Here is a 21,651-nt window from a genome sequence, read left to right on the forward strand (position 1 = left end):
ACCTGGGGCTAAGCTCTTTCTTGGTCACCGATGAGGGTGAGGCGGTTGAGGTTCCTCAGCATTACCGTAGGGCGCAAAAGCCCCTCAAGCGGCTGCAACGGTCTGTATCGCGCAAGCAGAAGGGGTCAAACCGCTACCAGAAAGCGGTCAAGAGGTTGAGCAAGGCACATCAGAAAGTAGCCAACCAGCGCCGGGATTTCCACCACAAAGTTGCTCATCAGCTTTTGCAAAAAGGGAGACACATAGCCCATGAGGCATTGAACATCAAAGGTCTGGCAAGGACAAGGTTGGCCAAATCTATCCATGACGCCGGTTGGGGTGAGTTCCTGCAAATTCTGGCAGCCAAGGCTGAAAGAGCTGGGCTGTTGACGATTGCAGGGGATCCCCGCGGCAGCAGTCAAGGGTGCTCGGGGTGTGGTCGTGAGGTGCCCAAAGAGCTGCATGAGCGGTGGCACGATTGTCCGCACTGTGGGTTGAGGATTGGCAGGGATCACAACTCAGCCAGGGTCATCAAATCCAGAGCGGTGGGGCGTCCCGTTCTTCAAGCTCAGGAAATGTCCTGCCATTGGGCAGGAGTCACTGGGAAGCCTGCACTCTATGCGTCAGCATGAGTGCGGGAGTACGTCACGTATTCATACTCAAGATAGGGTGGACATGGACCCAGAATAGAGGGGGAAGGAGAAGAGGCGCGTAGCATCTGCTACTGTTCTGAGGACATGGCGAGGAGAAGCTGGCACCACCTAAGGAGCCGCCGGCAACCGGCCAGAGCAAGTTTGCAGAAGATAGGAACCTAAGGACAGAAAAATGGCGACAGCGCGACGGGTGGCACGGGTAGCCGAGCTGATCAAACGGGAGGTCAGCCAAATCCTGCTCTCGGAGATCAAAGATGACCGGGTGGGGGCAGGGATGGTCAGCATTGTGGACGTAGAGGTTTCCAATGACCTGCAAAATGCCCGCATCTTCGTCAGCATCTATGGCGATGAAGCGGCCCAGCAGCAGACCATGGAGGGGCTGGCTTCCGCCACTCCCTTCGTGCGGCGGGAAATCGGTCAGCGCCTCGGCCTGCGACGGGTGCCGACGGTGGTGTTTTTGCAGGATCGCTCTTTGGAGCGGGGATCCCGGGTTCTGGCCCTGCTCAACCAACTGAGACAGCCCGCTGAGGCCCAACAACAGGAGGGATCCCACCCTGGGGTTGAGGGAAGGATGGCGGACACCCCTGGGGGTGAAGAAGACGAATTGAGCGAACAACAATAGTTGCTCGCTTTAAGAGTTGCCCACTTTCGTGCCAACCTGGGGGATCTGCGCTAAAGCTCCGCCTGCTTTGCACAAGCGAGAAAAGAACCTACCTGAATGACCAAGTGGACCGGAGAGGCCTTGGCTTCGCAGCGATGCGGACAACCTCAAAGCAATGTTGTCTCACGGAGAAGTTTTTGGATTTGTTAGGCTTAAGGAAGCCATACGGCCTTTTCCCCGGCCATCTCATCTGTACAGGGCTCAATGTCGGCGGCATGCTTACGCCAACCGGGGCCTTCTGCCCCAATGGGCAGCACCGTCGCTGCCGTAAACCGGCGAAAGGGCTGTAAAGTTGCGGTTTGTGCCTTTTCTGCCTTTTCATGGATGTTCAAAGCCCACTGCAACCGGATCCCGCTTTAGCGGGTGCTACTCCACTCCAAGCTCTGCAAGCTCTGAACCAGAGTGTTGCCGAAGCTTTGGTTTCCTGCTTGAAAGGGCAACCCCAACAAGCCACCCAGCACCTTTTACTGGCTCTGCCGCAGTTAATGGCTGCTCTGGGGGCTTTGAGGCAAAAATCTTCCGTTGGCGTCAGCGGGCCGGAGGCCTTGGTTGAGTCTACAGGCCGGGCCTCAGAAGCCAACCCCAAGCGCATCATTCACATCGAAGGCAACCGCGTGCAAGTGTGGGTGGATAACCAGATTCGGAGCAGTTGGAGCATTTGGTCGGTGGGAGATCTCAAGGAAGTCTGCCGGCTGGCAGAAGAATTTGATTGTGGCCTCAGCTATTCCCTGGGAGATAGCTCAGGGTCGAAGTCAGAAATGCTGCTATTGGCCTCCAGTCCTGCGGAACTGCCGGATCTGCTCTCGAAATCCGAAGACTCTGCTGCCTAGCAGCCCCGTTCTCCGATCGCTGTTTCTCTTGTGACCCCATGCCTAGGGCGACACCCCAACGGCTCCAGAAGCTCTTGGCTCAACAGGGGCTGGCCTCCCGTCGCCAGGTGGAAGCCTGGATCCTGGCCGGGCGCATTCGGGTGAACGGGAAGGTGGTCACCGAGCTGGGCTTTAAAGCCGATCCCGAACGGGATCGCGTCGAGGTGGATGGACGGGTGATCCCTTTCGGGGATCCAGCCCGCTACGTTTTGCTCCTGCACAAGCCCCTGGGGGTTTTGTCAACCTGCAAGGATCCGTGGGGGCGCAAGACGGTGCTGGATCTGCTTCCCCCGCCCTGGAACCGGCAGATCCGCCTTTATCCCGTGGGCCGACTGGATGCAGACAGCAGTGGGGCGCTGCTGCTCACCAACGATGGCGACCTGACGCTGAAGCTGACCCATCCGCGCTATCATCTGCCCAAAATCTATCGGGTGCAGGTACAGGGGCGTCCGAGCCGGGCTACCCTGCAACAGTGGCGAGACGGAGTAAACTTAGAGGGGTACACCACTCTGCCGGCAGAGGTGGAGTTCTGCCCTGCTCCCAACTTTGGGTATAGGCAGGATGCCAATTCCTCGTGGCTGAGGGTGGTTTTGTTTGAGGGGCGCAACCGGCAAATTCGGCGCGTAGCGGAGCAGCTGGGGCATCCGGTGCTCAGGCTGCATCGGGAAGCAATCGGCCCGCTGCACCTCGGAAACCTAAAGGCAGGTCAGTTCCGCCTATTGGAGCCCCAAGAGGTTCAGGCTCTGCTAGCCCCTCTTGCCGGTACCGACAGCTTGGCTCTGTTCAGAAGCGCCTCTTTGCACTCTTTCCGTCCCTCTTCATAATTAGCTGTGGGAACTGTGCGCACAATCTCACACTAGCCTCCTCTCTTCCGCAGGTAGCCGAACGATGCAAGAGTCGGAACGCTCTAAGGACTCGGTCCCGCTAACGCGATTGGAAGCCCTGGGATCCCTGTTGCGGCAAACACGAGAGGCACGGGGGCTGACGTTGACAGATGTAGCCAACGATACATTCATCCGCTCCCAATATCTGCAGGCCCTGGAGGAAGCAGACTTGAGTCGGCTGCCGGAGCCGGTTTACGTGCAAGGCTTCATTAAGCGCTATGCCAACTATCTGGGGCTGGATGGCGAGGCTTTATCTCGGCAAGCTTTGCCACTCCTATCTGCCAAAACGCCCCATGCGCTCCCTCCTCTTACTGCTGTTGGCGAACAGCCGGCCTTTGCCCTGCGCCCCTTTCACCTTTGGGCCGCCTATGTGGTGCTGGTCGTGCTGGCGGTGGGAGGGCTGTCGGCTCTTTTGGACGGCACGGGCAACCCCTTTGGGCATTGGCTGGCCAGCCTACAAAGCGGCGAGGGATCCCAGTCGCAGCCGCGAGCAGCTGACTCCCCTGGGCGCAGCCCAGAACCGACCCTTCGCCAGATGTTTCCCACACTGGATCAGTGGACGCGCATCCAGGGGGTTTTCCCCGACGTGTTGGAGGCCCCGCCGCGCAAGCCGGTGCGCCTTGATATTCGCGTGGTAGAGCGTCCCTCCTGGCTACGAGTCATTGCCGATGGACAAACCGTTTTTGAGGCCACCCTGCAGCCGGGGGCGGAGCTGAACTGGGAAGCCGAGCGATCGATTGTGCTGCGCGCCGGCAATGCCGGCGGGGTGTTGGTGACCTTCAACGACCGCGATCTGGGAGTGATGGGAAGGTTTGGAGAGGTGAAAGAGCTGATGTTTGAGCCGGGGCTAGACATTCAATCCTTCCAATCCTTGCAATAGGGATCCGGCTTGGACGGAGGGGCTAAAGGCCTTGATTGGGTTGAGGTAGGGCAGAAGCGATTTGCCACCCTTGGGATTCCAACTGCTGCAGCAGACGCCAGACTTTGTGCAGATCTTTGTCGCCCGGCTGGCGTTCCACACCGCTGGAGAGATCAATGCCGCTGGGCTGGAGGTGGCTGAGGGCCTGCAGAACATTGTCTGGGGTGAGGCCACCGGCCAGGAGCCAGGGCAAGGGCAGAGAGCGGTGGGCCAACTCTGGCCAGTTGAGGGTTTGCCCAGTGCCACCCGCACGCTGGGGGTGATAGGCGTCCAGAAGCAGAGCCTCCACACAGTCGCCGTAGAGGTGGGCTGCCTCCAGATCTGCCAGGTGGCGAATGCGCAGGGCCTTAATGCGGCGAATGCCAGGGAGCCATTCTCCCAGTTGCCGGCACTCTTCTGGCGATTCCCGGCCGTGGAGCTGAACAGCCGTGAGGCCGCCCACTTCCACCCAGGTGGCAATGGTACGGGGATCCGGATCCACAAAGACCCCCACCTTTTCCACATGGCGGGGTAGGGAGGCAAGCCAGCGGGCCTGGGAGAGAGGCAAATAGCGCGGCGTGTTGGGCACTGCGATAAACCCAAGAGCGCTCACCCCCAGCGCGGCGATAGCCTCCGCTTGATCCTGGCGGGTGATGCCGCAGATTTTGACAAACAACCGGCCCATTGGGATCCCTTCCGACAATCCCCTACTTTTGGTCGGGGCGCATTTGCAGACGATCCGGCTGTGCTGGATGAAGCGTGTTGATCCGGCGCACCATTTGCCACAGCCGTCCAAAGTTACGCTGGTTAAAGTGCATCACCAGCCGCGGCAGATGGGCAATCTCTTCCTCTGCTTCTTCCGGCAAAGCCTCGGTTTGCTCGATCCGGCCCGAGTCGAGAATGTCGGCAAACTCTTCGTTTAAGATATCCAGAGCCTGGGGCGAGAGCTTGGCATTCAAGCGCAAAACCAGCAGTTCCCGCACATAGCGATTGCTGTGAAAGATGCGATAAAAATCTAGGATCTGCTGGCAGGCGTCCCCTACATCGTCGGTTAAGGTGTATAAGAAGAGATCTTCCGGGCTGATCAGGCCGCGGCTGAGTAGATGCTCCCGCACATATTCATCCCATTCTTTCCAGTAGCAACCGCCCTTCTTGTCCACCAGCACCAAGGGCATGAGCTTGGTTTTGCCGGTTTGCATCAAGGTCAGACATTCAAAAGCCTCATCCTGCGTACCAAAGCCACCGGGGAAAAGCACCAGCGCATCGGTTTCTTTGACAAAAAAGAGCTTGCGTGAAAAGAAATACTTAAAGTTAATTACCCGATCGCTGGCGGCAATCACAGGATTGGCCATCTGCTCGAAGGGAAGCTGGATATTCAGCCCAAACGAGTTTTCCAGCCCTGCGCCCCGATTGCCGGCTTCCATAATCCCACCGCCGCCCCCCGTCAGCACCATGAACCCTCGCTGGCTGATGCAGTGGGCGAACAACTGTGCCTGGCGGTATTCCGGGCTGTCCGGCCCTACCCGTGCCGACCCAAAAACTGTTACCTTGCGCTGATGGACATAGTTCTGGAAGGCCGCAAAGCCCTGCTCCAGATCCTCAAGCGTGGCCGCTAGGATCTTAGCGTCCAGGCGGCTGAGATTCAGAGATCCCATCCGCTGCAGCGACTGCAAAACGCGCAGCCAAGCCGTCCGGTTGGGGTGATGCTCCAACTGCTTCAGACGAGTCTCGGCGTTGGAGAAAATTTCCTGGAGAAGAGAAGAAAGGGAATCAGCCAAGCCAGAATCCAGAGTTCTCTGTCATTACTTTTTACTGCAATAGGCTATCGACGCTAAATGCTACTTAGGCCTTACCCCCGGATCCAAACATAGCGCTCTGAAGCGTTGAGGGCCGCTCCTCCTGCTAGGACCTTAGCTCTCGGCAGGCGTGTCGAAGTGCTTCTCCAGAATTGTCGTTAGAGTTGCCTTGGGCACAGCGCCGACTACCACATCGACCTTCTGGCCTCCCTTGAAGAGCATCAAAGTGGGAATGCTGCGAATGCCATACTGGCTGGCAGTTTGGGGATTCTCGTCTGTATTAATTTTCACAACCTTAACCTTGCCGGCATACTGCTCGGCTATCTCCTGAACCACAGGAGCCACCATCCGGCATGGGCCACACCAGGGCGCCCAGAAATCCACTAAGACCGGAATATCGCTACGCAGCACCTCTGCCTCAAAGGTAGCATCAGCGACGTCTATTGCTGCAGACATGCTTGGAGAACTCCTGAAACAGTACATACCTGTCACTTCAAGCAATCCTATCACAACTTTCTGGGCTTTTGTTTTAGGCCGCAGCAGGCGCCTGCAATTTTCTGCCGGAGGGTCAGGCTGAACAGGCGAGCTTTTTCCAAGCCGAGCGGGGTATTCTGGACTGAAGGAGTGAGAAAGCGTGCAAGGGCCGATGACATTTGAGCTCGGGCCAGAGGGAAGCAATCAGGCTGAAGCCGAGAAGCGGGCTTCCGTCCAGGAAGTGGCTGTGGATTTTATTCGCCACGGCATAGCCGAAGAAGCGCAAGCGGGAGTGGAGGACGCTTTTCGCGCCTTGACCGATGAGGGACGCAAGCGCTGCCGCAAAATTGCCCGCCAACTCAAGGATATGGGCTGGAAGTGGGATCTCCTGCTCACCAGTCCCCTTGTGAGGGCGCGGCAGACGGCGGAGATTTTTTTCGACGAGAACTTGGCCGAAGCTCTAGAAGTGTTTGAGCCGCTGGCCCCGGACGGCAGCTTCGCCGACCTGGTGCGCTGGCAGGCGGAGCGGGATCCCTTCACGTCTCTGGCCTTGGTCGGCCACCAGCCGGATCTGAGCCTGTGGATACAGGCGGCTATTGGCCTGCAGCCGGCCAATCCCCAGGCCATTACCCTCAAAAAGGCAGGCTTGGCCCAGGTGCGCTTTGCAGAAGGCCGTATCGACTATTGCCAGGGATCCCTGACGTTGTTGCTTTCTCCCAAAGTGATATTGCGCTGACTCTGCCCCCCTGATGTAGCTGTGCGAACGTGGCAGCTAGCGTTAACTTTTGTTAAGGTGGTACAAACACCCAGGCGTAGGCAGCATTTCACGATGGCTAAGATCTTCACCCCTGAATTCAACCAGTTTGAGACCATCAACGCCACTCAGCTAGAAATCGCAGGAGCCCCGCACTGTACCCGTAGGGTCAGTGTCGGGAGGAATGCGCTTTGATGAAGTACAATGAACTTATGAGCCAAGTCCTGACCATATCCTGCAAGCTCAAGGTGTCCCCGTCGCAAGCCGCCAAATTGGACGCGACTTTGGAGGCTTTTGGCCAAGCCTTGAACTGGGTCAACCAAAACACACCCGAGAAAGTCGCCAACGCCGTTAAGCTCCAGTCTCTGTGCTACCGCGAAATCCGGGCCCGGTTCGGCTTGTCCAGTAACTTGGCTCAACAGGTGTGCAGACGGGTGGCAGGCGCTCGCAAAGTGGCGAGACAGCGCAACCGTCCGGTTAAAGAGTTCAAGCGTAGGTTCGTTACCTACGACGCACGTATCTTTTCATTCCGCGAGAAAGACTGGACGGTGTCGCTGACCACGGTTGAAGGGAGAGAACGCTTTGAGCTAGCCATTGGTAACTACCAGAGGGGAATGCTGGCTGGTTCTAACCCAAAAGCTGCCACCCTAGTCCAGCGGAAGGATGGCTCCTACTACATCCAGATTTGCGTAGAGAAAAAGCCACCCAAGCAACAAGATACCGACAAGGTGATCGGGGTGGACTTGGGGAGGACAGATATTGCCCATACGTCAGAGGGGGACAACTGGAATGGACAGCAGTTGAACAAAGTCCGAGACCACTACTCCCGGTTGAGGGCGGTACTCCAACGCAAAGCCAGTAAGGGCACCCGCAGTTCGCGGCGCAGATGCAGAGAACTGTTGCAACGGCTGTCTGGCAAGGAGAGGCGCTTTCAGGCGTGGGTCAATCATCGCATCTCTAAAGCTATTGTCTCTAGGGCAAAAGCTACCAACAGCGCTATCGCCCTGGAAGACCTGACAGGGATCCGGGAAAGGGTCAATCAACAGCCACGCAGCAAAGTCGAGCGGCGCAGGGCCAACAGTTGGGCGTTCTACCAGCTACGCCAGTTTCTGGAATACAAGGCGAGAGTTGCAGGGGTTTCTCTGGTTCTTGTGCCGCCTGCCTACACGTCGCAGACCTGTCACAAATGTTTACACATCCATCCCGATCCTGCGCAATCCTACCGCAGTGGCAAGTCGTTCAAGTGTGGGCACTGTGGATGGGAAGGGGATGCGGATTTGAATGGTGCGAATGTGATTGCGCTTTTGGGGGCTGTCGTAAACCAGCCTAGAGGTCCGGGCTTGTTTTGTTCTCTGGTAGAGCAGAACAGGCTCAGGGCTACTGAAAGCCCGCTCCGTACCGCTTAGCGGTCGGAGCCGGGTAGTTTACGCGTGGTCTTTGTTTTTTACCATCAGCGCCTCCGACCGGCTCCTGGGGGAAGACCCGGCTGTTGGCCGCTACATTACGCTGGCCCTGTTCAGTGCCATTCTCACCGGGATCCTGAATGTGCTGCTAGCGCTGTAGTTGGCGGACGGTCTGAGGCTTTCTGAGACCTCGGTCTTTTGCGTTGTCAAGGGCCCGCCGGCAGTAGGGCTTGGCCTGAGGCAAGGGGGATCCTGCTCTCAGGTTTTTTGCTTTTGAATGGGAGAGGATCCCTTGTTTTTTCTCAGGGTTCTTCTCATGAGCGCTTCGATAAGTTCCCTCAAAACCGAACGTCTGGCGGCGGCCTTGCCCGCCGAGCTGCCGCTGCTGCTTGCGCCAGCGGGGGATTGGGAGTGTGCAAAGGCGGCGGTGGAAAACGGAGCCGATGCCATCTATTTCGGGCTGGAACGGTTCAACGCTCGCCTGCGCGCCCGCAACTTCACCGAAGCGGATTTGCCGGAGCTGATGGCCTGGCTGCACCGGCGCGGGGTGCGGGGCTACGTAACTTTAAATACCTTGGTCTTTCCCGAGGAGCTGGAGGAGGCGGAACGGTACATCCGCGCGATGACAGCAGCGGGAGTAGACGCGGTCATTGTGCAGGATGTCGGCATTGCCCGCCTGGTTCGGCATCTTTCTCCCGATTTCCCCATCCACGCCTCGACGCAGATGACTATTACCAGCGGCGTGGGAGCGGAGTTTGCTGCCGAGCTGGGCTGTGAGGTGGTGGTGCTGGCGCGGGAGTGTTCCCTCAAGGAAATAGCCAAGATCCGCGCCCATCTGGAAGAGAGGGGATCCCCAATTGCTCTGGAGGTGTTTGTCCATGGGGCCCTCTGCGTGGCCTACTCCGGGCAATGTCTGACCAGCGAAGCCCTGGGAGGACGCTCGGCCAACCGTGGAGAATGCGCCCAGGCCTGTCGCCTGCCCTATGAGCTGGTGGTGGACGGGATCCGGCGCGACTTGGGCGAGAAGCGGTATTTGCTCAGCCCCCAGGATCTGGCCGGGCTGGAGGTGCTGCCGGAGCTGGTCAAGCTGGGGATCCACTGTTTGAAAATTGAAGGCCGCCTGAAATCGCCGGAATATGTAGCTAATGTAACGCGCATCTATCGGCGGGCCTTGGACGCTCTGGGGGCAGGGCAGGCGTGGCAGCCCTCAGCCCAGGAATGGTATGAGCTGGAGATGAGCTTTTCCCGCGGCTTGTCCACCGGCTGGCTGCGAGGCATCAACAACCAAAAGCTGGTGCACGCCCGTTTTGGCAAAAAGCGCGGCGTTTACCTAGGGCAGGTGGTGAGGATCGAGGGGGATCAAGTGGGAGTGCGCCTAGAGGCCCCCCTCAAGGCGGGGGATGGCGTGGTGTTTGACCAGGGGGAGCCAGAGCTGCCGGAGCAGGGGGGACGAGTTTACCGCGTGCACCAGAAGCAGGGGTTGGCCTGGCTGAGCTTTGCCCAGGGGGCAATTGACCTCAAACGCCTGCGGGTGGGGGATCGCCTCTGGAAGACCAGCGACCCGGAGCTAGAAAAGCGCCTGCGCCAGAGCTATGCCGGGGATCAGCCCCGCTTCCGCCGCCCCGTCCACCTGGAAGTCCATGGCCAGGCCGGACTGCCCCTGACCCTCATCCTGCGCGATGAAGAGGGCCACGTGGTGCAGGTGGATTCCCCCATGCCTTTGCAGCCCGCTCGCCAGCAGCCCCTCACCGACGAGAAGCTGCGACAGCAACTGGGCCGCCTAGGGGGCACGCCCTTCCGGCTGGGATCCCTGCACAACGCCCTGGAGGGAGAGGTGATGCTGCCGGTCAGCGTCCTCAACCAGATGCGGCGCCAGGCGGTGGAGCAGTTGCAAGCGCTGCGGGCCCGGCCCCGCCGCTGGCAGCTCAATCCTGAAGCCCGCTGGCAAGACCTGCTGCCTCCCCTAGAGCCAGCCGAGCCGGGATTGCCCCAGCTGGTGGTGTTGGTGCGGGAGCCAGCCCAGTTGTCGGCGGCAATTGCCTGTGGCATCCGGCAGATCTACCTGGAGTTTGAGGATCCCCGCCGCTACCGGGAAGTTATCCGCGCTACCAGAGCTTCTCACCCCGAGGTGGAGCTGTGGGCGGCCCCGCCCCGCATCACTAAGCCGGGGGAAACTTGGATTCTAAAACAGGTGCTGGCGGCAGGAGCCGATGGCTACCTGGTGCGAAACTACGACCACCTACGCTTTTTCGCCAACCAGCGCTGCATCGGCGATTTTTCCCTAAACGTGGCCAATCCCCTCACCGCCCACTATTTCAAAAGCCGCTACCGCCTGGAGCGCCTGACGGCCTCCTATGACCTCAACCATGAGCAACTGGGATCCCTGCTGCAGGCTGGCCCTGCCCATTGGTACGAGGTTACTATCCACCAGCACATGCCCATGTTCCACATGGAGCACTGCGTCTTCTGCGCCTTTTTGTCCAGTGGCACGGATTACACCAACTGTGGCCGCCCCTGCGAAAAGCACGAAGTAAGGCTGAGGGACAGGGCCAATGTGGAGCACATTTTGAAAGCCGATGCTGGCTGCCGCAACACCCTCTACAATGGCAAAGCCCAAACTGGGGCAGAATATGTGTCGCAGCTCCTGGCGCTGGGGTTGCGATATCTGCGCATTGAGTTCTTGCAGGAGTCTGCCGAGCAGGTTCAGCAAGCCCTACGCTGCTATCAACAGCTCCTCCAGGGCCAGATGAGTGGCTCTCAACTGTGGCGGGAGCTAAAGCTGTACAGCCAGTTGGGGGTAACAAGGGGCTCTCTGGAAAGTTGAGGTCAATCTATGCCCTTTTGGCCGCCGCAGATCCTCCCCTCTGCCCTCTACCCCCTTCTGCAGCAGGGCCTCAAGACCCTTTTTCCTGAGGCTCTCTGGGACTTACCGCCAGATCCTCAGAAGCGACAGGTGGCCCTTACCTTTGACGATGGCCCTCACCCTGAATACACGCCGACCCTGTTGCAAGTTTTACAGGAGTTTCAGGTACCAGCCACCTTCTTTGTGTTGGGGGAACGGGTGCAGCGCTGGCCCCACCTGGCCCGGAAAATCCGCCAACAGAGCCACGGCATTGGCCTGCACGGCTGGCAGCACCGCTCGTTTACCCAGCTTAGCCGAGGCGAACTGCTACAGAGCTTGCGACGCAGCCAGGATACCCTCGTGGCTGCCTGTGGCGGCACCCCAGAAGAGTATCGGGCTGTGCGCCCCCCCAACGGTCTCTTCTGGCCCCGGACGCTAACCGACTTGCGCTCCTGGGGGTATCTACCGGTGATGTGGAGTGTGGTGCCGGAGGATTGGCTCTGCCCGCCGGTGGCCGTGGTGGTGGAGCGGGTGCTCAACCAAGTGCGGCCCGGCTCCCTGATTGTGCTCCACGACGGCGTCCAGGGGGGATCTCAGGTAGCCGAGGTAGTCCGCCGTTTGATCCCGGCCTTGAGAGAAGAGGGGTTTGACTTTGCCGGCCTGCCGGATCCCGCAGACCTTCCCAGTTGCGGAAAAGATTGAATACAGTAGGAGTCAGCCATCGACAAGGAGGCAAGCCATGGGCGCGCGCAAGATCATCTACGGCATTTTTGGGCAGCGGGCCGGCAGCGTTATTGTCGGCACTTGGAACTGGCTGTGGGGGATCCCAGTGGACAAGGGCGGCACAGGGGCGGTGATGGTGGCAGAAGAATCGCTGCGGGCCATGCAAGAAACGGTGCAACGCCTCACCGAAGCCGTCGCCACCCAGGTGGCCGCCTACCAGCGCGCCGAACAGAAATACATGCAAAAGGTGCGCGAGTACCGGGCCCTGGAGAACAAAGCCCGCCTGGCCGCCCAACGGGGGGATCAAGAAGCCGCCCGCCTGGCCATGGCAGAAGCGCTGCGCATTGAAGCGATTCTCGGCCCGCTTAAGGAGAATGTGGAAACAGCAGAGCGCTACGTCACCGCTGCCAAGCAAAAGCTGGCCCGCGAAAAAGAGCGGCTGGCGGCCTACAAGAGCGAGCTGAGCAACCTCAAAGACATCTACGAGGTGAACAAAGCCCTTGAACAGATGACCCGCGTTAACAACGCCTATAGCATTGACTCGGCCAAGTCCCAATTTGAGGCGGCCAAGAACGCCATCCAGGCTCGCCAGCTCAAGGTCCACGCCCTCAGCGAGCTCTCCGAGGATCGCAGCGAGCAACTTGCCGCCCAGCTTGACGAAATGGCCCTCGACGACGAGGTCTCCCGCCGCCTGGCCATGCTCACCGGCCAAGGAGGCGGCTCGGCCAATCTGCCCTTGCCGGATCTGGATTTCGAGAAGCGGCTTCCCCAATAGTGGGGATCCCTTCTGGCTATTGCTCCGCCTTGTCGGGGCTTTTCCTTACGCTGAGGTGTCGTTCCCAGGAGATAGGGTAAACCTAGTCCTCGGCGAAATCGGCCTCCACCACCCCACCGGTCTCGGGGCTGGCAGCCACTGCCTGCGCCGGGACGGCTTGTGCCACCTGTGGCACTTGCACGAGCTGGGGCGTGAAAACGAACAGGTTGTAGACCGTGTTGCGGCGGATGTTGTCCATCATCTCCAGGAACAGCTCGTAGCCCTCGTTCTTGTATTCGATGAGGGGATCCCGCTGGCCATAGCCGCGCAGGCCCACCGCTTCCCGCAGCGCCTCCATCTGCTGCAGGTGCTCCCGCCAGAGGGTGTCCACCTGCTGCAACAGGAAAAAGCGCTCCGCCTTCCGCATCAAGCCGGGCTCGAACGTATCCAAGAAAGCCTCTTTGGCCTCGTAGGCCAGCTCCGCCTGCTTGATCAGGTGGTCTAGGATTTCCTGATAGGAGAGATCCCGCAAGTCGTCGGCCTTGAGGTTCTCTTTGAGCAGGGGAACGAACTCCTGCATCTTGGCGGTCAGCTTGTCGATTTCCCACTCCTCCGGCGGCAGCTCCGGGTTGACGTGGGCTTGCACGATCTCCTCAACGGTCTTGCGCACGTAGTCCAGGATCTTGGGTTTGAGGTTCTCCCCTTCCAGGATGCGCCGCCGCTCCGAGTAGATGGCCCGCCGCTGGTTGTTCATTACCTCGTCGTACTCGAACACCTGTTTGCGCAGGTCAAAGTAATACACTTCCACCTTGCGCTGCGCGTTCTCCAGGCTGCTGGAAAGCAGCGGGTGCTCGATGGGCATGTCTTCGTCTACCCGGAACATGTCCATCAGCTTGGCCACCCGCTCGCCACCGAAGATCTTGAGCAGGTTGTCTTCTAGGCTGAGGAAAAAGCGCGAGGAGCCAGGGTCTCCTTGCCGTCCGGCGCGGCCCCGCAACTGGTTGTCGATGCGGCGGGACTCGTGGCGCTCCGTGCCGATGACATGCAAGCCCCCCAGCCGCACCACCTCCTCGTGTTCGGCCTCTGTGACCTTTTCGTACTCGGCCTTGATGCTGTTGTAGACCTCCCGCAGTTGCAAGATCAGAGGATCCTGCACCGGCGCCTTCTCCGAGGCCACCGCGATGAGATCTTCCACCACCAGCTCCGGCAGACGGTTCAACCCGTACTTGGCCACTGCGGCTGCCACCACCTCGTCCAAAGCCTGGCTGGTGCGGGCCGACAGCTCACAGGGGTAAAAGTTGGGAGAGACCACCGTCCAGGATTTTTTCGGCTTGGGCGAGGTTCCGCCAAACCCTTGCCCACCGCCCCGTCCCACCATGGGAACGGATCCCAGGGGGTTGTCGGCGTCCAGTTGGGCCAGCTTGGGCATCAGCCGTTCCCGCAGCTTGAGGCGGGCCATGTACTCCGCATTGCCGCCCAAAATAATATCCGTGCCCCGCCCGGCCATGTTGGTAGCAATGGTTACAGCACCTTTGCGTCCTGCCTGGGCGATGATTTCCGCCTCCCGTTCCACGTTCTCCGGTTTGGCGTTGAGGAGGTTGTGGGGGATCCCCATTTCCTTGAGCATGGCCGAGAGGCGTTCGGATTTCTCCACGCTGGTGGTTCCCACCAAAACAGGGCGCCCCTGGGCGTGCATGTGGGCAATCTCCTCGGCGACCGCTTTCCACTTGGCGTTTTCGGTCTTGTACACCAAATCGGGGGCATCTTTGCGGCGAATGGGCCGGTTGGTGGGGATCACCGTGACTTCTAGGTTGTAGGTTTTGCTGAACTCGGCTTCCTCGGTGCGGGCAGTGCCTGTCATGCCGGAGAGCTTGGGGTAGAGCAGGAAGAGGTTTTGGTAGGTGATGGTGGCCAGGGTTTGGCTCTCGTTTTGAATCGGCACCCCCTCCTTGGCCTCCACCGCCTGGTGCAGCCCGTCCGACCAGCGGCGACCGGGGAGCACCCGCCCGGTGAACTCGTCCACGATCACCACCTCTTGGTTGCGGACGATGTAGTGGACATCCCGGATGAAGAGCTCCTTGGCCTTCACTGCATTAAAGACAAAGTGCGCCCAGGGATCCTTGGGATCGAACAGGTCGGAGACCCCCAGCAGCCGCTCCGCCGCCTCAAACCCTTCGTCGGTGAGGATGACGTTGCGGGCTTTTTCATCCACCTCATAGTGTTCATCTCGGATCAGCTCCCGCGCCACCTGGGCTGCCCGCAGATATTTTTCGGAGGGGCGAGCCACCTGACCGGAGATGATCAGGGGAGTGCGGGCTTCATCAATCAGGATTGAGTCCACCTCGTCGATGATGCAGTAGTTAAAGGGCCGCTGCATCACCTCTTTGATGTCGGTGGCCATGTTGTCCCGCAGGTAGTCGAAGCCCAGCTCGCTGTTGGTGCAGTAGGTGATGTCGCAGTGGTAGCTGCGCCGCTTCTCGTCGGTGGACATGCCCTCTTGCACCAGGCCGACGGTCAGGCCCAGGAAGCGGTGCACCTGCCCCATCCACTCCGAGTCCCGCCGGGCCAAGTAGCCGTTGACAGTAACGATGTGAACCCCTTTCCCGGTCAGGCCGTTGAGATAGGCAGGCAAGGTGGCGACCAGGGTTTTCCCTTCGCCAGTTTTCATCTCGGCAATCTGGCCCTCGTGCAGCACCATGCCGCCAATGAGCTGCACATCGTAGTGGCGCAAGTTGAGAACCCGCTTGGCCGCTTCCCGCACCACTGCAAAAGCCTCGGGCAGGAGATCGTCGAGGGACTCCCCTCTATCCAAGCGCTGGCGAAACTCGGTGGTCTTGGCCCTGAGCTCCGCATCCGAAAGGGAGGCGATCTCAATCTCCAGCGAGTTGATCAGCTTGACAACAGGCAGGTACTTGCGGATCTTGCGATCGTTGGGATCCCCAAGGAGCTTCTGGAGAATTTGGAGCATGGGCAAGCCTAGGCCAATCATTAAAGTAGCGATATAGCGCAATTTTACCATTCCAATTGGCTTGGCCGGCCAGCCCAGCCAAGACGGCAACAGCCCTTTGCCAAGAAAGCCCCAAGCCCTGGAGGGGGGAAAGTGCTTGCGGCCAAGGGCAAGAAGATGTCAGGCTAGGGAAGCGAAGGGATCCCAGGGCTTATGAACTTTCTAGGCGTTGGACTGCCGGAAATGCTGGTTATCTTTGCGGTGGCCCTCTTGGTGTTTGGGCCGCGCAAGCTGCCGGAGATTGGCCGTGCCCTAGCCAAAACCTTGCGCAGCTTGCAGGATGCCGCCAGAGAGTTTGAGGCCCAGTTAACCCAGGAAGCCGAGGAGCTGGAAAAGGCCGCCCGCACAGCCGCTCCCAAGGGCGCCAAAACAGCAGCTCCAGCCCCAACCCAAACCAACTTGACCGGCACAGCCGACCCGTCCACAAAGCCGGCTGCCGAAGCAGAGCCTGTGGCCGCCGCATCCCCGTCCGAGGGCTCGTCAACGGCGGATGCTGCCTAGTCTATGCCCCGCTGCAACCTGCTCTGTTTCGGCATGGAGATCACGCACCTGTTCGTTTTGCTCCGGCGGAGGTAGCAGCCGGGCTGCGGCAACACGGCCAAAACCCCTCCGACTCCGAGATCTCACCAGGAGCTGCCCCCTGCCGGCTCCTCGGCGACGATGGGGATTCGCATCGACCTCAGGCGTTGGGATGGTCGGCCGGTGGATCCCTGGTTGTTGCAGGAGATCAACCGACAGGACTGAAACCCCTTGGCCAGGGGTGCTTGCTCGGAGACCGATCCAGGCCCTAGGGTAAAGGGGCGAGCTCTTTGCGCCTCTATGCCCACGGCCACCCTGTTGGTCTCTTGCCCCGATCAAAAAGGGCTGGTAGCCAAGCTCTCTAACTTTATCTACAGTTACGGCGGCAACATTCTTCACGCCGACCACCACACAGATCTCGAGGCAGGGCTGTTCCTGAGCCGCATCGAGTGGGACCTAGAGGGCTTTCGCTTGGAACGCTCGGAGATTGTCCCCGCTTTCTCTGGGATTGCCCGCGGGATCCAGGCCAACTGGGAGCTGCATTTTTCCGACACGCGCCGGCGCATTGCGGTGTGGGTTAGCAAGCAGCCCCACTGTCTGCTGGATCTCATCTGGCGGCAGAGGGCTGGGGAGCTGCTGGCGGAGATTCCTTTGATCATCAGCAACCATCCCGATTTGGAGCCGCTGGCCCGCTCTTTTGGCATTGACTACTACCACATCCCTGTTTCTCCGGAGAACAAGGCCGAGGCAGAGGCCCGCCAGCTCGCCCTGTTGCAGGAATATCGCATTGACCTGGTGGTCTTGGCCAAGTACATGCAGGTGCTGAGCGGGTGGCTGCTCCGCCAGGCGCCGCCGGTGATCAACATTCACCACTCCACCCTGCCTGCCTTTGCCGGCGCCAACCCCTACCAGCGCGCCCACCAGCGGGGCGTCAAGATCATCGGCGCCACCGCCCACTACGCCACCGAGGAGCTGGACGAAGGGCCGATCATCGAGCAGGACGTGGTGCGGGTAAGTCACCGCGACACAGTAGCCGACCTCATTCGCAAGGGCCGCGACATGGAGCGCCTAGTCCTGGCCCGGGCCGTGCGCTATCACCTGGAAAATCGCGTGCTGGTCTACCACAACAAGACTGTGGTGTTCGCTTGAAGGAGCTGCGCCGTTCCCCAGGATTGCAGAGCCGCGCTCCCGAAAGAGAGCTGCTCTGCCAAACTGGAAAACAAAAGTAGAGGTGGGATTATGGCCTTCGATTGGTTTCGCCGTCGCTACACCGACTTCAAGGGCGAAGCAGAATCTTCTCCCCCAAATGCCGAGTCGACGCCTCCCCCAGCGGCAGAGTCGGCAGCGATGTCGCCGGAGGACTATTTGGCTTTTGCCAAGGCCGCCTATGCCAACCTGAAAGCGCGAGCTGCTGCCCAAGCCACTCAAGCAAAGGTTGTCTCCCCAGCCACCCCTGCAGCAGAATCGCCTGCAAGCGAGGGCTCTGCCCCAGCAGTTGCAGCAACTGAGGCAGTCTCTCCCCCATCGCCTCCTGAGCAGTCGGCTGCTGCGGCCTCCTTCTTTGATCTGGCCCCCCGTGCTGCCGAGCGCCTGCAAGCCCTAAAGGCAACCGCTGTGGAGGAACCGGAGCCAATGGCGGCAGCCGTGGCTGCCCCGCCCCCAGAGCCGGCGGCGGAAGAGGTGGTTTTCGACGAGGGCTTTCGCTGGTCAGCCGAGATCCTGGCAGCCCAAGGGCGCAAGCCCGAAGAGATCTCCGTAGAAGAGATCTCCTGGCTGCAAAAGCTGCGGCGAGGCTTGGGCAAAACCCGCCTCAACCTGATCAACCAGTTAAAGGCTCTAATAGGCCGGGGGCCTCTTGATCAAGAGGCGGTCGAAACAATTGAGACGATGCTGCTGCAGGCGGATGTGGGAGTTGAGGCCACTGAGCAGATCATCCAGGCCCTGCAAAAACGCATGCGCGAGGAGGTGGTGCCCCCCGAGGAGGCGGTGAAGTACCTCAAGCAGCAGATGCGCCAGATGCTGACAGTAGGGGATCCCACCTTTGCGCCGCAGCGGGGCAGGCTCAACATTTGGCTGATCGTCGGCGTGAATGGGGTGGGCAAGACCACCACCATCGGCAAAATTGCCCATGTGGCCCGCGAGTCCGGCTACCAGTGTCTAATTGCTGCCGCCGATACCTTCCGCGCTGCTGCCGTCGAGCAGCTCAAGATCTGGGCAGAACGGGCGGGGGTGGATGTCATCGCCAACCCGTCTCCCAATGCCGACCCGGCAGCCGTGGTGTTTGATGCCATCAACGCCGCCAAGGCCAGAGGTACGGAGCTGCTGCTGGTGGATACGGCAGGCCGCCTGCAAAACAAGAAAAACCTGATGGAGGAGCTGGCCAAGATCCGCCGCATCATTGACAAGAAAGCTCCCGAAGCCAAGGTGGAAAGCCTCTTGGTCTTGGATGCCACCCAAGGGCAAAACGGCCTGCGCCAGGCCCAGGTGTTTGCCGAAGTGGCCAAGCTAACCGGCGTCATCCTCACCAAGCTGGACAGCACCGCCAAGGGGGGGATTGCCCTGGCCATTACCCAGCAGATGCACTTGCCCATCCGCTTTATCGGCGCCGGCGAAGGGCTGGAGGACCTGCGGCCTTTTTCCAGCTACGAGTTTGTGGAAGCTCTGCTAAGTGAGTATTGAGGCAGCCCCTTGCTGGGCAGAGCCACCGTGAACGAGATACCCACAGCTCCCAATTGGGTTGGGCGTCGCCCTCGCCGCCTGAAACCGGTGGGGGCGGGAAGGATGCAGAGGCTCTGCAAGAACTGGTGGCCACCTCGGTGTTGTCGAGGCTGTTGAGAGCATCTGCCAAGAGCTGCGATCCACCAGGGCTGAGTTTTGGGAGTTCACCGACGGGGGAGAACTTCTACTATGGTCGAACTGCACCTGCAACCCCATGCTGGTTTCAGGGCTTGACCTGTCTGGCAGATAAGCTGGAGAGCGCCTCTGGATCCCTGGAGCTTCCCCTTCGCGTCAGTGGTGCGTAGCGCTAAAAAAAGGCCAGATCCCTTGTCGCAGAGTTTAGTCTGGTCAGAGCGGCTACTTGGTGTCGTTCCAGAGGGCTTGTTCATGCGTCCTTTCGGCAACCCCAACCGTTTGGGCAGTTCTCCTGGCGGGGGATCCCTGCCCGGATCCAGCTCTTTTGTGCAGTTTCGCCGCGACCCGCACCTGCTGTCCTTTTGGGGCCTGAGCCTGGTGATCATGGGCCTGGCAGTGCCGCTGTTTGTGCTCTCGGGGGCGGATCCCAGTTTGGCCGGCTGCGACGAGAGCTTTTATGCCCAGATGGCCCGCGAGCTGCTGCGGGGGAGCAACTGGCTGGGGCCGACTTTTTTGGGGGAGCCTTTTTTCGAGAAACCCCCTCTGCTCACCTGGAGCGTGGCCCTCAGCTTTGCCCTCTACGGCATCAACGAATGGGCGGCGCGGCTGCCCGGGATCCTGGCGGCTCTGCTTTCTATTCCTCTGGTGGGCTGGATTGGGCGAGCCTTTTTGCCAACCCGGGCGGCCCTCTTGGGCATGGCGGTTTTGCCCCTCTGCTACCTCTGGGTGCAGCAGGGGCGGCTGGTGGGGCAGGATGTGCCTCTAACCTGCCTGGAGCTCCTGGGGATCCTAGGCCTAGTGAACGGCATCCGCGGCCACCGGCGCTGGTTCTGGTTGGCGGGAGTGGCCTTTGGACTGGGCCTTTTGATGAAGAGCGCCATGATCCTGCTGCCGGCGGTGGCTTTGATCCCCTACCTGTGGCAGCAGCGGCGGCACTGGCTGGGATCTGCCCAATTTTGGCTGGCAATTGGCCTGGGCTTGGGGATCTTTGGCCTGTGGCTAGTGCCGGCTGTAGGGGTGCACGGCCCAAAGGTGTTAGCTGCTTTGGTGGGGAAGGTGTGGGATCTGGGGCAAGAACCCTTCCATGCCGATGCCACCGGCTGGTATTACTTTTGGCACATCCCGATCCATGGCTCCCCCTGGACGGTTTTGGCCTTGGTGGGAGGCTGGCTGCTGCTGCGGCAAAAGCCGGGATCCACCCTGCTGGTTTGGTCTTTCCCCCTGCTGTTGTTTTTGCTCTTGCAGCTCTACCCCACCAAAACCCCCTACTACACGGTACAGCTCTATCCCTGGCTGGCTCTCCTGGCGGGGGTAGTCCTCGATCAAGCTCTGCCGTTTCCGCTCCGCACCGGCTCGGTGGCAACAGCGGGACGAGGTTCTCGGCGAAACAAACCCCCCCTAGCCCAGGTGCTCTCTTGGGGACTGGCGGCGGTGGGGACGCTGCTTTTGGGTTTGGGGGTGGCCCTCAAGCGGGATGTTGAGGGACTGGGTCTGCTCCAACCCCATGCCTGGTCGTTGGTGGCAATCGGCCTGTTGTATCTGCTCTTGCCGGTGCTCTGGAGCTGGCGGCGGGTGCTGCACTATGCCGGCGAACTCTGGGTAGGCACGCTCCTAGCTGCCAGCATCCTCACCATGGTCAGCATTGTCCTGCGGCCTGACTTCGGCAATTTCAATCCTGCCTTTGCCCAGCTGGACTGGAAACAGATGCTGGGCTCTGACAAGGGCGATTTCCCCGTAGTGGACATTGGCCGCAGTGGTCTGCCAGATGTCTGTCAGGCCCAGGCCATCGCCTTTTACACCCCCAACCCAGGGCGATGGGTGGATGACGCCGCCCTGCAAGCAGGAGAACATGGGGATTACCTGTGGGTCTCTCCCGTCCAAGCTCAGCAGCTATCGCTCCAGGATTTGGGGCTGCAGCCTTTGGCCGAGGTAGAGGGTTGGCAACTGGTGCGCCGCTTGGGATCAGCCGGCGGGGAGCTTTCTCCCTCTCCCTAGCAAAAGACCCCAAAGGCCACCGCCAGCTTGCCATCCCCCAAAGGAGCCCAGGTTCCCCAGGCAATCGGCAAGGTACCCTTCACGGCTTTGCAGGCTTCTGGGCTGCCATCTAACCGGAACCCCTCAGCTAGAAGCCGCAGCAGCCCCGCACTGTACCCCCCTCAATCCCCCTGCCCCCCGTATACGGGGGGTTGGGAGGGAAGGGGGGGCGGTCGGAGCCGGGTAGTTTACGCAGCTCGGAAAAGCCAGTTGCCGGAGTGGGATCCTGTCGATGGAGGCAGCTCCTTCTCAAGAGCAAACGCCAAGGCTAGAGTCGCTTTGCCATGGGCAAGGTCGGATTCGAACCGACACGGTTTCCCGCCGCATTTTGAGTGCGGTGCGTCTACCAGTTCCGCCACTCGCCCAGGCTTGAACCATTATCCTACTGAACCGGCGAAACCTCGTCAACCACCCCTACGCGCCGGGGGCTTGCTCGAGTTGCTGGGCTTTTTGCCGCAGCTTGCGGGTTTGCTCCATCACCTCCTCCAGATCTTCCTGGGAGAGGCGCTCTACGTAGTTGATCTTGATCTCTTCCAGCAAGTCTTGCA

Annotated in this window: 20 protein-coding genes and 1 tRNA gene; 15 read left to right on the top strand and 6 right to left on the bottom strand. The window is 60.1% G+C overall.

Translation table 11 applies throughout. The features are described 5' to 3' along the window. Together SYN60AY4M2_RS04280 and rbfA are read left to right on the top strand one after the other, a co-directional pair. The coding region (locus SYN60AY4M2_RS04280; protein ID WP_143597015.1) for an RNA-guided endonuclease TnpB family protein at positions 1-611 on the top strand (611 nt) is incomplete at its 5' end. Between the two features lie 193 nt (positions 612-804). Beyond that, on the top strand, positions 805-1,254 hold the full coding sequence (gene rbfA, locus SYN60AY4M2_RS04285; RefSeq protein WP_011429667.1) for a 30S ribosome-binding factor RbfA: 450 nt from the start codon (positions 805-807) through the stop codon (positions 1,252-1,254). A 191-nt stretch (positions 1,255-1,445) separates the two neighbouring features. Here rbfA and SYN60AY4M2_RS14030 read toward each other — a convergent pair whose 3' ends face one another. Beyond that, complete coding sequence (locus SYN60AY4M2_RS14030; protein ID WP_168173306.1) at positions 1,446-1,637, bottom strand: hypothetical protein; 192 nt, start codon at positions 1,635-1,637, stop codon at positions 1,446-1,448. An 84-nt stretch (positions 1,638-1,721) separates the two neighbouring features. On the opposite strand from SYN60AY4M2_RS14030, the gene SYN60AY4M2_RS04290 reads away from it, so the two are divergent. The 3 genes from SYN60AY4M2_RS04290 (at position 1,722) to SYN60AY4M2_RS04300 (ending at position 3,926) form a co-directional block, all read left to right on the top strand. Further along, entirely contained in the window at positions 1,722-2,123 is a 402-nt protein-coding gene (locus SYN60AY4M2_RS04290; RefSeq protein WP_228375431.1) for a hypothetical protein, read from the top strand. A 38-nt stretch (positions 2,124-2,161) separates the two neighbouring features. Beyond that, positions 2,162-2,986 carry a pseudouridine synthase gene (locus SYN60AY4M2_RS04295; RefSeq protein ID WP_099812361.1) on the top strand — a complete coding sequence of 275 codons (825 nt, stop codon included), beginning with the start codon at positions 2,162-2,164 and terminating at the stop codon, positions 2,984-2,986. Between the two features lie 64 nt (positions 2,987-3,050). Beyond that, the gene (locus SYN60AY4M2_RS04300; RefSeq protein ID WP_099812362.1) at positions 3,051-3,926 is read left to right on the top strand and encodes a helix-turn-helix domain-containing protein; all 876 of its coding nucleotides are present in this window, start codon (positions 3,051-3,053) and stop codon (positions 3,924-3,926) included. A gap of 22 nt (positions 3,927-3,948) precedes the next feature. On the opposite strand, the gene SYN60AY4M2_RS04305 is transcribed toward SYN60AY4M2_RS04300, so the two are convergent. The 3 genes from SYN60AY4M2_RS04305 to trxA all read right to left on the bottom strand — a co-directional run bounded on the left by SYN60AY4M2_RS04305 (position 3,949) and on the right by trxA (position 6,196). Next, complete coding sequence (locus SYN60AY4M2_RS04305) at positions 3,949-4,629, bottom strand: phosphoribosylanthranilate isomerase (RefSeq protein WP_011429662.1); 681 nt, start codon at positions 4,627-4,629, stop codon at positions 3,949-3,951. Positions 4,630-4,651: 22 nt separating this feature from the next. Continuing rightward, positions 4,652-5,722: an LOG family protein gene (locus SYN60AY4M2_RS04310; protein ID WP_011429661.1), complete on the bottom strand. Its 1,071-nt coding sequence runs from the start codon at positions 5,720-5,722 to the stop codon at positions 4,652-4,654. Positions 5,723-5,854: 132 nt separating this feature from the next. Continuing rightward, positions 5,855-6,196: a thioredoxin gene (gene trxA, locus SYN60AY4M2_RS04315; protein WP_011429660.1), complete on the bottom strand. Its 342-nt coding sequence runs from the start codon at positions 6,194-6,196 to the stop codon at positions 5,855-5,857. Positions 6,197-6,386: 190 nt separating this feature from the next. Here trxA and sixA point away from each other — a divergent pair, with 190 nt between their 5' ends. The 6 genes from sixA (at position 6,387) to SYN60AY4M2_RS04345 (ending at position 12,711) form a co-directional block, all read left to right on the top strand. Then, positions 6,387-6,950: a phosphohistidine phosphatase SixA gene (gene sixA / locus SYN60AY4M2_RS04320; protein WP_083759151.1), complete on the top strand. Its 564-nt coding sequence runs from the start codon at positions 6,387-6,389 to the stop codon at positions 6,948-6,950. Positions 6,951-7,180: 230 nt separating this feature from the next. Beyond that, positions 7,181-8,374 (top strand): RNA-guided endonuclease TnpB family protein, encoded by a 1,194-nt coding sequence (locus SYN60AY4M2_RS04325; protein ID WP_099813235.1) that lies wholly within the window; start codon positions 7,181-7,183, stop codon positions 8,372-8,374. A gap of 31 nt (positions 8,375-8,405) precedes the next feature. Continuing rightward, positions 8,406-8,531 carry a hypothetical protein gene (locus tag SYN60AY4M2_RS14620; RefSeq protein ID WP_011429657.1) on the top strand — a complete coding sequence of 42 codons (126 nt, stop codon included), beginning with the start codon at positions 8,406-8,408 and terminating at the stop codon, positions 8,529-8,531. Between the two features lie 156 nt (positions 8,532-8,687). Then, on the top strand, positions 8,688-11,195 hold the full coding sequence (locus SYN60AY4M2_RS04335; protein ID WP_099813236.1) for a U32 family peptidase: 2,508 nt from the start codon (positions 8,688-8,690) through the stop codon (positions 11,193-11,195). Positions 11,196-11,204: 9 nt separating this feature from the next. Continuing rightward, a complete protein-coding gene (locus SYN60AY4M2_RS04340; RefSeq protein WP_099812363.1) occupies positions 11,205-11,915 on the top strand; it encodes a polysaccharide deacetylase family protein in 711 nt (236 codons plus the stop codon). Positions 11,916-11,952: 37 nt separating this feature from the next. Then, positions 11,953-12,711 (top strand): PspA/IM30 family protein, encoded by a 759-nt coding sequence (locus SYN60AY4M2_RS04345; protein WP_099812364.1) that lies wholly within the window; start codon positions 11,953-11,955, stop codon positions 12,709-12,711. A gap of 82 nt (positions 12,712-12,793) precedes the next feature. Here SYN60AY4M2_RS04345 and secA read toward each other — a convergent pair whose 3' ends face one another. After that, the gene (gene secA / locus SYN60AY4M2_RS04350) at positions 12,794-15,649 is read right to left on the bottom strand and encodes a preprotein translocase subunit SecA (protein ID WP_168173359.1); all 2,856 of its coding nucleotides are present in this window, start codon (positions 15,647-15,649) and stop codon (positions 12,794-12,796) included. A gap of 201 nt (positions 15,650-15,850) precedes the next feature. Between secA and SYN60AY4M2_RS04355 the strand changes: the two genes are divergently transcribed. The 4 genes from SYN60AY4M2_RS04355 to SYN60AY4M2_RS04370 all read left to right on the top strand — a co-directional run bounded on the left by SYN60AY4M2_RS04355 (position 15,851) and on the right by SYN60AY4M2_RS04370 (position 21,064). After that, a complete protein-coding gene (locus SYN60AY4M2_RS04355) occupies positions 15,851-16,198 on the top strand; it encodes a TatA/E family twin arginine-targeting protein translocase (RefSeq protein ID WP_099812365.1) in 348 nt (115 codons plus the stop codon). 318 nt (positions 16,199-16,516) lie between these two features. After that, entirely contained in the window at positions 16,517-17,365 is an 849-nt protein-coding gene (gene purU / locus SYN60AY4M2_RS04360; protein ID WP_099812366.1) for a formyltetrahydrofolate deformylase, read from the top strand. A 90-nt stretch (positions 17,366-17,455) separates the two neighbouring features. Next, positions 17,456-18,895 (top strand): signal recognition particle-docking protein FtsY, encoded by a 1,440-nt coding sequence (ftsY, locus tag SYN60AY4M2_RS04365; RefSeq protein ID WP_099812367.1) that lies wholly within the window; start codon positions 17,456-17,458, stop codon positions 18,893-18,895. 426 nt (positions 18,896-19,321) lie between these two features. After that, positions 19,322-21,064, top strand: coding sequence for a glycosyltransferase family 39 protein (locus SYN60AY4M2_RS04370; RefSeq protein WP_240527723.1), 1,743 nt, complete (start codon positions 19,322-19,324; stop codon positions 21,062-21,064). Between the two features lie 324 nt (positions 21,065-21,388). Here the strand turns inward: SYN60AY4M2_RS04370 and SYN60AY4M2_RS04375 are convergent. Next, positions 21,389-21,468 (bottom strand) — tRNA-Leu (locus SYN60AY4M2_RS04375). Between the last annotated feature and the right edge of the window lie 183 nt (positions 21,469-21,651).

The organism is Synechococcus sp. 60AY4M2, from assembly GCF_002760375.1.
Classification (GTDB): domain Bacteria; phylum Cyanobacteriota; class Cyanobacteriia; order Thermostichales; family Thermostichaceae; genus Thermostichus.